This is a genomic window from Natronosalvus rutilus, from assembly GCF_024204665.1.
GTDB lineage: Archaea > Halobacteriota > Halobacteria > Halobacteriales > Natrialbaceae > Natronosalvus > Natronosalvus rutilus.
Window position 1 is genome coordinate 559,187 of sequence record NZ_CP100355.1, and the last position, 12,033, is coordinate 571,219.

The window sequence follows — 12,033 nt, forward strand, 5'->3', positions numbered from 1 at the left end:
ACGCCCAGGGAAGCCGCCGACCAACCACGACACCCTGGCCAGCGACCACGATGAGTAGCAGCGACGAGGGGAGCCCAACAGCCAACCCAGTGACGACGCTCTGGCGCCCCAAAAACATTTTTCCGGCCGTCCGATGTCGAGCGCGTATGGACCCCGACGACGAGAACGCGGACGACGCGAAGGCGACCGACCTCGAGTTGAGCGACGCCGAGAAGGACGCCCTCCACGACCTCCAGCTCGCCGTCGAACACCTCCACCGGGGCTACGGTGCCCTGCTCGAGTGTCACCACGAGGTCGGCCACGCGATGGATCAGATCGCCGACGCCGAGGACCGCCTCCGAGAGGCGGGCCACGAGACCTGGGCGAACGACCTCAGGGATGAGTACCTGCCCGCCGGCTCGATCGGCGACCGGTGGACCTACGAGTTGATCGAGGAGTTCTCCGACGGGTTCCTGCGAGAACTCACCGACTTTGAGGCGAGCGTCCGGGACGAACTCGCCGACGGCCAGGGGCACGTCACCGAGCGCGAGCAACAGCGACGGTGGCGCGAGCGAGCGGAGGGATGGGAAGACGAGTAGCTCGAGTCGAAGGGTGGCTACTGGCGCGGACTCGAACGCCGACAGGACGAAGCGAGATCCAGCGTGTGAGTCGTCTCGAGCACACTGGTAGCAGCGAGTGAAAGCGTGAACGGCAGCAGTCGGTCGTCAGTTGGCCACAACTGCGACTTGTCGTGTCGCTACATTCGGTTCTCGGACCATTCCGCGCCAGAGAGACGTATCACATGGCTGAAATCCCATTCTCGACACATGCAGTGTTTTCAGTACTTTCAGTGTTTTCGCTCCGAACACTCATAACGATGCGCACGGTACTCTCGTTCATCGATGTCGATCGATCGCAAGACCTTCGAAAACTCGAGCGAGGACGAACTGGACGAGCCCTCAGTTCCGGATCTGGTACTCGGATTCCTCGCTTTCCACGACGACCGCGCGTTCAAGGCTCGCGAAATAGCCGCTCGAGTTGGTGCCGACGAAGGCGCGGTTAGCACGGCCCTCTCGCGGCTGAAAGACCGCAGTCTCGTCGAACACAAGGCGACGTACTGGGCAGTGACGGACGACACCGACCGCCTCGATGGATACAGTGGCTACGAACGGGCGACAGCACTTTTCAACGAGCAACTTGGTGAGGAGGACGAGCAGGCCTGGCGCGAACACGCCCCCGACGAGCCACACCCGAGTGTGGAGAACGAGCAGTGACCGACGACGAACCCACCCCGATCTTCGAACGAGGAGACGTCGTCTACGGCAACGACCCGTTCAAAGGTGGGGAAAAAGCTCGACCCTGGCTCGTTCTCTCGAACCATCACGGACGGCCGTTCCACGGCGAACAGCATATCGTGCTCACGTTGACGTCGAAATCGTGGCTGGAGGGACTCATCGAGATTCCAGAGGATGGGTGGCTTCGTGGTGGGACTCCAGACGACAGCCGGATTGTACCGTGGGGTGATCAATCAATCGACAAAAGAGACGTCAAATTCTGGCAGGGGCGTCTGAGGCAGGATCTCGTCGATGAAGCTGTCACTGGTCTCGTCGAAGAGCTACAGTAGTGGTTTTCTCAGGCGTCCCTTAATTGGGGGAATCACAGAGCAATGGTTGTCGAATGTCAGGGCAGGGACTTCGAAATCCATCTGGGCCGGTATTCCGCCCACTCACGACGTCAGCCGAAAAACACAACACAGGCCGGAAAATACCCGAATCTCGATACCAGACTCAGTCGTCGGCGGGCGCTGCCCCGGAGCCGCCTTCGGCCTGGGCCTTCGTCCAGGCGAGTTTGCCGCCGGCGGCGAGGATGTCGCGCTCGCGCTCGGAGGCGTCCAGCGTGGCGGTGAACTCCTCCTCGCCGTTGACGCGGACGGTGAACTCCTCGGCGCCGCTCGAGACGGCTTCCTCGACGTCGTCGACGATTTCGATGTCGTCGCCCTGGTCGATGGCGTCGTAGGTCTCCTCGTCGATGGTCAGCGGGAGCAGGCCGAAGTTGAAGAGGTTCGCGCGGTGGATCCGGGCGAAGCTCTGGGCCAGCACGCCGTCGACGCCCAGGTACATCGGGCACAGGGCTGCGTGTTCGCGCGAGGAGCCCTGGCCGTAGTTCTCGCCGGCGACGAGGAAGCCGCCGTCGGACTCGAGGGCACGCTGGGCGAAGGTGTCGTCCACCCGGCTGAGCGTAAACTCGGAGAGTTTGGGGACGTTCGACCGGTACATCAGGATGTCCTGAGTCGCGGGGATGATGTGGTCGGTTGTGATGTTGTCCTCCATCTTCAGCAGGGCCGGCCCCTCGAGTTCGGCCTCGAGGGGGTCCTTGAGGGGGACGTCGCCGATATTGGGGCCCTTGATGAGTTCGTCGTCGACGGCCTCGTCAGGGCTGATGAGGTCGGCTTTCGAGGCGTCGTACTCGTCGGCGAGTTCGAAGCCGGGGTCCTCGAGGTCGCCGAGTTCCTCGGCCAAGTCGCGCGGGTCGACGATTTCGCCTTTGAGCGCCGCGGCGGCGGCGACCTCCGGGGAACAGAGGTAGACGTTGTCGTCTTCGATGCCCGAGCGGCCCTCGAAGTTGCGGTTGAACGTCCGCAGGCTCACGGAGTCGGAAGCGGGCACGTGGCCGATGCCGATACAGGCACCACACGTGGCTTCGGAGAAGTTGACGCCGGCGGCCATCATCTCGGCAACCCAGCCCTGGCGGGCCAGTAGTTCGGAGGCCTGCTTCGAGCCGGGGGCGACGATCATCTCGGTCGTCTTGTTCACCTCGCGGCCCTCGAGCATCTTCGCCGCGGGGAGGACGTCCTCGAAGGCACCGTTGGTACAGGAGCCGACGATGACCTGATCGACGTCCGTTCCCGCGACCTCGCTGACGGGCACGACCTTGTCGGGCATCGACGGTTCGGCGATCAGCGGTTCGAGATCCGAGAGGTCAACGACGATCTCGTCGTCGTACTCGGCGTCGTCGTCGGGCTGGAGTTCGACGTACTCCTCGCCGCGGCCCACCCGTTCGAGGTAGTCTTGGGTCTGCTCGTCGGTCGCAAAGATCGAACTCGTCGCGCCGAGTTCCGTCCCCATGTTGGTGATGGTCATCCGCTCGGGGGCGCTGAGGCTCTCGGCGCCCGGACCGGTGTACTCGAGGATCTTGCCGACGCCGCCTTTGACCGTGAGTCGGCGGAGCATCTCGAGGATGACGTCTTTCGCGGTGGCCCACTCGGGGAGTTCGCCCTCGAGGCGGACGTTCACGACCTCGGGCATCTCGATGTAGTAAGGGGCGCCGCCCATCGCGACGGTGATGTCGATCCCGCCGGCGCCGATAGCGAGTTCGCCCAGGCCACCCGGCGTCGGAGTGTGGCTGTCTGAGCCGAGCAGGGTCTTGCCGGGTGCGGCGAAGTTCTCGCGGTGGACGTTGTGGCAGATGCCGTTGCCGGGGCGAGAGAAGTGGGCCCCGTAGGTGCCGGCCGCAGAGCGCAGGAATCGGTGGTCGTCGGTGTTTTTGAAGTCGAACTGGTAGGTCTGGTGGTCACAGTACTGGGCGGCCAGTTCGGTCTGGACTTCGTCCAGTCCCATCGCCTCGAACTGGAGCCAGACCATCGTGCCGGTCGTGTCCTGTGTCAGCACCTGGTCGATCTCGATCCCGATCTCCTCGCCGGTCTCGAGTTCGCCCTCGACGAGGTGGTCGTCGAGAATTTTCTCGGTGAGCGTCTGTCCCATAGCATCACAAACTGGGCTATCCTGCCTGATAAATCCAGCGTGTTTCCGAGTGGGTAAGCGTCCAAAACGTGGTTGTAAAACGGTTTATTCTGCAATAATTGCGCCCACAGGTATGCATTCGAGACAGTGACGAGAAACTGGTGCTCAGGTTCGTGTGCATATTCTTCCCGATGTGGATCCGACGTCGTCGAGCGAGAACGGCAACAATTGCCGCAATCTACGACGGGAACCAGTAGCTATACGGCCCCGGATAAATCAGCTACCATCATGAACGGCGAGCAAGTCGGCAGCGTGCTCGAGGGAACGGTCGATCGGTGGACCGAACTCGATACCGACTGGCAGGGAGTGTTCATCGGTCTGGCGATCGTCGCCCTCGTCGGCGGTTTCGGCGTAGATATCGTATGGTAACGGCCGTCACCAGAACACTGCCCGGCCTGCTCGTACTCTGTCTCGGGGCGGTACTCGCTCGCGGCCTCTCGACGCTCGCGGGACCGAACGAGTTGCTCCTGGCGATCGCCCTCGGAGTCGTGCTGGCGAACGGGGTCGGCGTTCCTAATCGACTTCGCCCAGGACTGGGGACGCACAAGATTTGGCTCGCCGCAGGGATCGTGTTGCTCGGCGCGTCGGTGACGCTCGAGTCGATCCTCGAGACCGGGGCGACGGTCCTCTTGTTGCTGGTCGCGACGGTGACGCTCACCCTCCTCACCGTTGAGGCGATCGCTCGAACCGTCGGCGGACTCCCGGAGCACTTCGGATCGTTGCTCGCCGCTGGTGCCGGAATCTGTGGGGTCTCCGCCGTCGTCGCCGTCGGCGGCGGAATCCGTGCCCGGGAGACCCAGATCGCCTACGCGGCGGGCACCGTGTTGCTGGTCGACGCGATCACGCTCGTCGTCTACCCGATCGTCGGCTCCGTGCTCGAACTCTCCGGACAGGTCTTCGGCGTCTGGGCCGGCGTCAGCATGCTCTCGACCGGTCCGGTGGTCGCCGTCGGGTTCGCCCACTCGGAGACCGCCGGGCAGTGGGCGACGATGACGAAACTCGCCCGCAACGCCCTCATCGGCGTCGTCGCGGTCGGCTACGCGAGCTACTACGCTCGCCGGGGCTCCGGCGAATCGACGTCCCTGCGGCTGCTGTGGTCGAACGTCCCGAAGTTCGTGCTGGGCTTTCTCGCGCTCGTCGCGCTCTCGAGCGCGGGCGTCTTCTCGCCGGCCCAGCAGGAGTCGCTCGCGAACGCGGTGGACTGGCTGTTTCTGCTCGCGTTCGTCGGCCTCGGGACGGAGATTCGAGTGGCGGACCTCAGACGAGCCGGTATCGCCCCCGCGCTCGTCGTGGTCGCCGCGGTGATGATCGCAAGCGTGGTGTCGCTCGGGGTTGCACTCGTCGTGCTTTGACGCGTGTCGGCGAGCGCTCGAGCTAAAGGTTCAGGACGACGAGAACGAACTGGCACGCGACGATCACGCTGAGGGTCGCCAGTACGCAGGCGTCGTAGACGAGTCGAAACTCGTCGATCGCTCCCCGGCGCACCAGCCAGGTTCGGAGCCACTGGGCGCCGGCGTACAGTCCGATCAGTGACACGGGAAACGCGACCAGGACGGCCAGCGTCGGTGCGTGTTCGGGTCCGTAGTAGGTGCCGATCGTCCACCGAATTCGGACGGTGTCCGAGAGGCGTCCGTACGAGACGGCGCTCAACGCGACGCTCGCGAGAACGATTACGAGACCACCGAGTGAGAGCGGTCGCGCGCGTTCGAGGTTCGAGCCATCCGGTCGGCCAGGGGTAGTCGTGACCATGGCGTCTCTCGAGACGGCCGGGACCAGTATAACGGCTCGAGCACGGCTTCAGACCCTGTAGTCGTGGGAAGTTCTATACGAGTGTGGGGTCGAAATGAGGCCACCGTGAGTGAGGATGCGGACGCCGACGCTGAGGCTGACATCGAGCGACTCGCCACCGTGCTCGAAGACCCGACGGCACGGACCATCCTCACCGAGACAAGCCAGGAACCACTGTCGGCGAGAACCCTGAGTGAACGGTGTGGGGTCTCCGAACCCACGATCTACCGTCGGCTAGAGGACCTTCGCGAGTGCGACCTGCTCGTCGAGCGGACGAAACCGGACCCCGAACGCGGCCACCACCGAACCATGTACGCGACCAACTTCGAACGACTCACGGTCGAACTGCGCGACGGACACCTCGAGTTGCGGGTCGACCGCCGCGAGGACCCCGCAGACCGGTTCACGCGGCTGATCGAGGGGATGTGAGATGGCGTTCCAGCCGCTCCAGTTGTGGGATCCGTCGATGCCGCCGGACTGGGTGATCACGTTCCAGCAGGTGACGCAGATCGTGAGCGTGCTCATCGGCGTGTTCATCGCCTACCAGGCCTACCGCGGCTACCGACGCAACGACAGTCGACCGATGCTGTTTCTCGCGCTCGGGTTCGTCCTCGTGCTCGCTGTGCCGTTCTGTCTCTTCGTCCTGTACGCCGCGATTCCGGGAATCCCCGAATCCGCCGTCGTCGTCGCCTCACAGTCGAGCCAGGTGACGGGCCTGCTGGCGATCCTCTACGCGCTGTGGATGCCGACCTGAGGGTTAGGGTGAATCGAGGCCATGCTACCGAGAACGCCGCCCGAGAACGAGCCCCAGGGCGACGGCGACGATCGCCGCGCCGACGCCGAATCCCGGCACGGACTCCGCCCCCTCCGAAACCCGCGACTCGATCCCGGACTCGACGGTCACCGTCACCCGCTGGTCGCCAGCCCCGATCTCGTGACGCCCGCGGTCCTCGAACGACAGCGTCGTCTCGACGGTCGTCGACTCGCCTGGACCGAGGGTGACGGTCTCCTCGGCGACCACGCCGTCGACGGTGCGAATCTCGACGGTCGTCCGCCCGACTCGAGACTGCTCGTTCTCGACCGTCGCCGTCACCGTGATCAACTCTCCGCGTTCGACCCGGTCGGGGCTGGCCTCGAGGGCCGTCGCCGTGAGATCGGCGGGGTCGACGACGTCCACGATGAACGGGTCGTCGCCGACGTGGAGCGCGTATCGGCCGGCCGTCTCGGGCGTCCACGACAGACGTTCGACGGTCACCTTGCCGGGCTCGAGGCGGCCGGTCGCCTCGGACGCGATAGCGTCGTCAACCAGGACAGTCGCCCGGTAGGGCCCCTCCCGATCGCCACGGTTGTCGACCGCGACTGGGAACGTGACCGTCTCGCCTACGACGAGCGTCCGGGGAATGCCGTCGGTGGTCGTCTCGCGAAGGCCCTCAATCTCGACCTCCTCGCCGTCGGCGAGTCCGTACGTCATCACCGGCGTCGGCTGGTCGAACGCGTCGGCGTGCTCGAACCGGTTCCAGGTGTCGGGGGCCGACGCCGTCCCCGCGTAGGTTTCGGCGAACTCGCGAACGTCGCTCCCGCCGCGGTGCTCGAGGTCCGCGAGCCAGTCCTCGAACGTGGCCGTCTCATTCTGATTCTGTGCCCGGAAGACGTCCTCCATGGTCGACTCGCCGTCGCTCTCGAGGCGTAGCTGGCGGTCGATCGCCCCGTAGACCAGCGGGCCCTTGACGTAGTCGGTGAGCGGGTCCTGCCAGGTGCCGGGCTCCGTGAGGACACCCTCGGCGTAGGGCGAGTCTCGGCCCTCGCCGAGCGAGCGTCGGAACGTCAGGTAGTCGAGGTCGCCGCGTTCGTAGGTGAGCAGACTGGCGTAGTACTCCGCCTGGGCCTCGACGAGCCAGCCACTGGCCCGGTCCAGGTTCGAGCGGGCGAACCCCTGGCGGGTGTGGACGTACTCGTGAAGCCAGACGCTGCCCGCCACGTCGAGACGGGCGTCGTCGCGCACCCAGGCGTCCCGCTCGCCGTACTGGATGCCGTGGGCGCCCCACTCGACCGAGCCCGTGGGGGCGGCGACGATCATCACCTCGCTGTGGCTGTTTCCGACGCCGAGTCGCTCGCTGGCGTGAGCGAGCGCCTCGAGCACGTCGTCGGGCGATTCCTCGAGGTCGGCGGCCTCGGGCACGACGAGGCGGATGGTCTCGCTTCCGGCGGTCGTCTCGTGGACCTCGTTGGCCCCGAAGAACGCGACGTGTTTCCCGGCGACCCCCTCGCCGTCGACGGCGACCTCGCGGTGGACGTCGACCGACGAGCGTTCCCGCCAGGCTAACTGGAGTTGCGGCGTCGCGACGATGCCCCACTCGCCCGTTTCGGCAAACGTGTAGCCGCTCCCGTCGTGGCCGTGGCGTCCGACCTCCGTCCGATTCGCCGGGAGCCTAAGCGTGAGTTGCGGGGAACGCCCCTCGTGGTCGCTCTCGGCCCACCGATAGGCGCCGTCGTCGGTCTCCTCGAACTCGCTCGTCTCGAGGACGGTCGCCTCGGATCCGGGCGTCACCATGAGCTGGGTCACCGGCTCCGGCACGTCGTAGGTGACGACCGCCTCGAACTCGCCGGGGCGGTCGGGTCGCTGGTGGAGGACGACGGATTCGCGAATCAGGTCGGGTTCGGCACTCATACGCGAGCTGGCGGTTGCGTTCGCACTCGAGCCGACGGTCGTCGTCGTGCCCACTGTGAGCGACCTCAATGAAACGGCATCCGACCCGCTATCTGTCGCCTCGAGTCCCGTACCGACCGCGTTCGCGTCGCGGGTCTCGAGCGACGGAGACGGCGAAACGGGTGCTGAGCTGGCGACGAATTCACCCGCACCGACGCTCGCGGGAACGCTTCCGAGGACGATTACGACCAGGAGGGCAGCGACGAACCGGCGTGTCACACGTCTCCTTCTCTCCCGCGCGAGCAAGACTGTTCTGGCTTCCTGACGTTCAGCTAAGCGGTAACACGGAGTCCCCCTTCCTCAACGAGCGAAGCGAGTAGGGAGGGGAGGAGCGCGTGGCGAAGTTGGGTGAAATCGTAAGATTTAGCCCCTCTGTACCCGTTGTACGAGATGCTGCCGTCCTCGCACAAGTCGGGGTCGGTAGGTGCCACGAGTAAACTGGCACCCGTGGTGCGGCGGCCACACCGTCGCACCCTCTACTCGGGAACGACGACCGCAAATGGGTTCGACTCCCGTTCCTCGATTGAGGATAGAGCGTGAGAACACCGGGAATTAAATCGGCGGGACAACCCACGGACGGGGTCCGGTAGGCGAGTCGCAGCATCAACTCCGACCCGCCGCCCACCCGTGGACGGTAAGAGGAAGCCGGGCCGCGTCCATGCATGGGGTCGGGGTACAATGTCGTTGCGATAACGCCCCGCCCTCAAGGAGTGACCGACCGCCGCAAGGCGGGAGCGAGCGAGTAGGCGGGGTAGTTTACTCGAGACACGTTCTGCATCCTGACCGCCCGTCGATGAAAGCCGGGCCGTTTTCGTTCCAGGGAACGTAGCCCGCGCCGTGTACGAGCGATCAGTCACCGTCCGAACGGATAGCGAGTCGGAGGGCCCTCCGTGACCGATCGCCGCGTTCGACGGGCGACACCAGACGACGCCCTGGCGGTCCGTCGACTCGTCGACGGCGCGTTGCTCGAGGTCGGTGACGTCGAGTCCCGGATCGACGACGGTGACGTCCTGGTCGCGACGGAATCGCGATCGGTGGGTACTGGCGAGACGCGACGGGTCCTCGGCGCGGTCGTCTTCGAGCCGCCGGTTCGAGGCGAAACGAAGGGGGCACACGTCGTCGCGATCGCCGTCCACCGGCGCCACCGTGGTCGCGGCATCGGAACCGACCTGCTCGAGGAGGCGCTCGAGCGAGCGGGCGCGCTAACGGCGAACTTCGACGCCGACGTGCGGCCATTTTACGAGTCGCTCGGGTTCGAGATCGAGTCGATCGCGGAGGGTCGATATCGCGGGGTAAAACGGTACGTAGAGACGCGGACTGACGGCTGAACGAGGCCAGAATGTAAACCCCCCGGTAAATCACGAACGCCGTGACGGTCAATTCGGCGGGATGCCATCCTCTCGCTCGACAATTCGTAGTTCGACGCGAGCCAGGTCGTCCGCGTTCCCCTCCATCGTGGGCGTGAACGAGTGCGCGTCGCCTGGGTCGAGTTCTCGTCCGGAGCGAATTGGTGGGTCCTCCGCCAATAGCCGATCGTCATCCGCGTAAAACGCACCGCCAACCTGTACAATGCAAACCGCGTCGGAAATATTCGTAATCGTGACCAGGGCCCTGATACGCTCGCCACCATCGGACGCCTCGGAGGTCTCGATCCCCTCCGTATCGACGTCAACGTTCCCGTCGAATTCGTTCTCGACGATATCTATCGTCGTGGACGATCCGCGATCGAGACAACCAGCAATCGGAACAAGTGACAGGCATCCTGCCAGGAGGTGTCGACGATTTATCTGGACCAATCGACAGAATTTAAATTTTAGTGATTATTATAGATTTCTAACTTGGAGTGCGTCGAAGCACCGTTCTCGGTCGGTACCGATTCGATCATTCGATAGAGGATAGCCCACGGTTCTTCCCCCCAGATGACCGATGTCGGATTCATCGTGGCTTCGTGCTCAGCCCGCGAGTGTGACGGCTGACACGCCCGCCTGTCAGTGATAGCGATCATGCTCACATTTTATACCGGCGAGTGTGGTAGGTGGCCCCGGCATGAACCCCAGACAACTCCTCACCGGCAATCCGAAGCGGAGCTCGATGCTCTACCTCGGGATCGGCGCCATCTCGCTGCTGAAAGCGCTGGCGGTCCGCAACGACAAGCGGCGCTTCAAACGCGAACTGCTCGACGCCGCCCTATTCCTCGGTGTCGGGATTGCGCTGCGAAAGTACGGCAGCCTCAGAGAGCAGAAACAACAGGAACTGCGCGAGTCCGTCCCCGACGTGCTCCTCCAGGCGCTCGAGGGCGACGGGAGCGGCGACGACTTCGCGTCGATGGCGAAGAAACGATTCGGCCGCGAGTCGGAGCCGGAACCCGAACCCTCGCTGCGGGCTCGAGCGACGGGCTTCGTTCGCTCGTAGACTCGTAGAAAAGTAAAATCGCCTCGAGAAAGGATCAAAAAGCGTACCACCGTTTTTAGGCTTCGACGAGCTTGTAGGCGGCCCCGTCGGTCTCGCCGTCCTCCGGAGCGGGCGCCCGCTCGGCGTAGTAGATAGCTCCGTCGGCGACCAGCGGCGTGCTCGTGACGACGCCGTCGTGGTCGACGCGCCAGACCGCCTCGCCAGTCTGCTTCTCGACGGCGTACAACGTCTGATCCTTCGAGCCGAAGACCACCCGGTCGGCACACACCGTCGGACACCCGGTAAGCGCGCGGTCAGTTCCGAAGCGCCAGTGCTCCTCGCCGGTGGCGGCGTCGAGCGCGTAGAGGTTGCCGTCGTGGCTCCCCGCGAAGACGACGCCGAGGCTCGGGTCGATCCCCGGGCCCGTCATCGAGAGCCCGCCCGTCTCGACCGACCAGTCCTCGGTGCCGTCCTCGAGGTCGACCCGGTAGATGCGCTGGTCCCACGAGCCGAAGTAGGCCCCGCCGTCGCAGGTGGCGATCGGTCCCTTGATCTCGCCGTCGGTGTCGTTGTCAGGGTCGGTCTCGAACGTCCACTCGAGTTCGAGGTCCGGATACGACCAGCCGTAGAGCACGCCGTCGTTGGCGCCGACGACCAGCCGTCCGGCGTCGGGATCGATCGCGGGCGTCGAGTGGGGGTGATCGGTCGGTCGGCTTTCGGCGTCCTCCCACAGGACCTCGCCCGTGTCGGGGTCGAGGGCAAACATGCTGCCCTCCGGATCGGGGTACTCGACGGCCACGAAGACGCGCTCGCCGTCGAAGACCGGACTCGAGCCGATCGCACCCCCGAGTTTCTTGGCCCACAGTTCGTTGCCGGTCTCGAGGTCGAACGCGTAGAGGGTCCCATCGTAGGCGCCGATGAAGACGGTGTCCTCGGTGACGACGGCCGTGCCGTGGATGCCGTTGCCCGACGTCGTGGTCTCGGCCTCCCACAGCACCTCGCCGTCGGCGGTGAGCGCGGTGAGGATCCCGGTGTCGCCCGGCATCACGAGGCCGCCGTCGGGCGTCGGCGTCGCGCTGGCTTTCGCCGCACCGTGATCGCCGGTGTTTACCTCCGGGAGGCGCCAGGCCTGCTCGACCGCGTCGGGGATCGTCTCGTCCGGACGATACCCCCAGTTCTCGAGCGAGCCGCGGAACTGGGCGATGCCGTCAGGGTACGTCGCCTCGAGAGGGTCGTCAACGGGGTCGATCAGGGGGCCGTCTTCGGTGTCGTTGCTGTTACCGTTTCCGTCTCTATTGCTGTCGTTCGGCGTCGAATCGTCGGATTCCAACTGGTCGAGACAACCGGCGGTTGCTGCCGCGAGGCTCG

The 12,033-nt window shown here is 65.1% G+C and carries 14 protein-coding genes; 9 read left to right on the forward strand and 5 right to left on the reverse strand.

All coding sequences use genetic code 11. The annotated features are described in order from the left end of the window. The first annotated feature begins 146 nt into the window (after nt 1-146). From NGM29_RS02760 to NGM29_RS02770, 3 genes are all read left to right on the forward strand, one after another. Entirely contained in the window at nt 147-578 is a 432-nt protein-coding gene (locus tag NGM29_RS02760) for a hypothetical protein (RefSeq protein WP_254158785.1), read from the forward strand. 303 nt (nt 579-881) lie between these two features. Beyond that, nucleotides 882-1,253, forward strand: coding sequence for a MarR family transcriptional regulator (locus tag NGM29_RS02765; RefSeq protein WP_254158787.1), 372 nt, complete (start codon nt 882-884; stop codon nt 1,251-1,253). Continuing rightward, nucleotides 1,250-1,603 (forward strand): type II toxin-antitoxin system PemK/MazF family toxin, encoded by a 354-nt coding sequence (locus tag NGM29_RS02770; protein ID WP_254158789.1) that lies wholly within the window; start codon nt 1,250-1,252, stop codon nt 1,601-1,603. Before NGM29_RS02765 ends, NGM29_RS02770 begins: the two co-directional genes overlap by 4 nt. A gap of 163 nt (nt 1,604-1,766) precedes the next feature. Here the strand turns inward: NGM29_RS02770 and NGM29_RS02775 are convergent, their stop codons facing one another. After that, nucleotides 1,767-3,740, reverse strand: a complete 1,974-nt coding sequence (locus NGM29_RS02775; RefSeq protein ID WP_254158791.1) for an aconitate hydratase — start codon at nt 3,738-3,740, stop codon at nt 1,767-1,769. Nucleotides 3,741-4,007: 267 nt separating this feature from the next. Here NGM29_RS02775 and NGM29_RS02780 point away from each other — a divergent pair, with 267 nt between their 5' ends. Then, the gene (locus tag NGM29_RS02780; protein ID WP_254158793.1) at nt 4,008-4,148 is read left to right on the forward strand and encodes a hypothetical protein; all 141 of its coding nucleotides are present in this window, start codon (nt 4,008-4,010) and stop codon (nt 4,146-4,148) included. Further along, nucleotides 4,142-5,131: a YeiH family protein gene (locus tag NGM29_RS02785; protein ID WP_254158795.1), complete on the forward strand. Its 990-nt coding sequence runs from the start codon at nt 4,142-4,144 to the stop codon at nt 5,129-5,131. The genes NGM29_RS02780 and NGM29_RS02785 overlap by 7 nt, the downstream gene beginning before the upstream one ends. A gap of 22 nt (nt 5,132-5,153) precedes the next feature. On the opposite strand, the gene NGM29_RS02790 is transcribed toward NGM29_RS02785, so the two are convergent. Then, nucleotides 5,154-5,528, reverse strand: a complete 375-nt coding sequence (locus NGM29_RS02790; protein ID WP_254158797.1) for a hypothetical protein — start codon at nt 5,526-5,528, stop codon at nt 5,154-5,156. Nucleotides 5,529-5,633: 105 nt separating this feature from the next. Here NGM29_RS02790 and NGM29_RS02795 point away from each other — a divergent pair, with 105 nt between their 5' ends. Both NGM29_RS02795 and NGM29_RS02800 read left to right on the forward strand, forming a co-directional pair. After that, nucleotides 5,634-5,996 carry a winged helix-turn-helix domain-containing protein gene (locus tag NGM29_RS02795; protein WP_254158799.1) on the forward strand — a complete coding sequence of 121 codons (363 nt, stop codon included), beginning with the start codon at nt 5,634-5,636 and terminating at the stop codon, nt 5,994-5,996. Nucleotide 5,997: 1 nt separating this feature from the next. Continuing rightward, the gene (locus NGM29_RS02800; RefSeq protein ID WP_254158801.1) at nt 5,998-6,321 is read left to right on the forward strand and encodes a DUF7521 family protein; all 324 of its coding nucleotides are present in this window, start codon (nt 5,998-6,000) and stop codon (nt 6,319-6,321) included. A gap of 24 nt (nt 6,322-6,345) precedes the next feature. Here the strand turns inward: NGM29_RS02800 and NGM29_RS02805 are convergent, their stop codons facing one another. Then, a complete protein-coding gene (locus NGM29_RS02805; RefSeq protein ID WP_254158803.1) occupies nt 6,346-8,493 on the reverse strand; it encodes a CARDB domain-containing protein in 2,148 nt (715 codons plus the stop codon). 671 nt (nt 8,494-9,164) lie between these two features. On the opposite strand from NGM29_RS02805, the gene NGM29_RS02810 reads away from it, so the two are divergent. Beyond that, nucleotides 9,165-9,602 (forward strand): GNAT family N-acetyltransferase, encoded by a 438-nt coding sequence (locus NGM29_RS02810; RefSeq protein ID WP_254158805.1) that lies wholly within the window; start codon nt 9,165-9,167, stop codon nt 9,600-9,602. Nucleotides 9,603-9,650: 48 nt separating this feature from the next. Here NGM29_RS02810 and NGM29_RS02815 read toward each other — a convergent pair whose 3' ends face one another. After that, nucleotides 9,651-10,070: a hypothetical protein gene (locus NGM29_RS02815; protein ID WP_254158807.1), complete on the reverse strand. Its 420-nt coding sequence runs from the start codon at nt 10,068-10,070 to the stop codon at nt 9,651-9,653. Between the two features lie 250 nt (nt 10,071-10,320). On the opposite strand from NGM29_RS02815, the gene NGM29_RS02820 reads away from it, so the two are divergent. Continuing rightward, nucleotides 10,321-10,686: a hypothetical protein gene (locus NGM29_RS02820; RefSeq protein ID WP_254158809.1), complete on the forward strand. Its 366-nt coding sequence runs from the start codon at nt 10,321-10,323 to the stop codon at nt 10,684-10,686. 55 nt (nt 10,687-10,741) lie between these two features. Here NGM29_RS02820 and NGM29_RS02825 read toward each other — a convergent pair whose 3' ends face one another. Next, nucleotides 10,742-11,995: an outer membrane protein assembly factor BamB family protein gene (locus NGM29_RS02825; protein WP_254158811.1), complete on the reverse strand. Its 1,254-nt coding sequence runs from the start codon at nt 11,993-11,995 to the stop codon at nt 10,742-10,744. Nucleotides 11,996-12,033 lie beyond the last annotated feature (38 nt).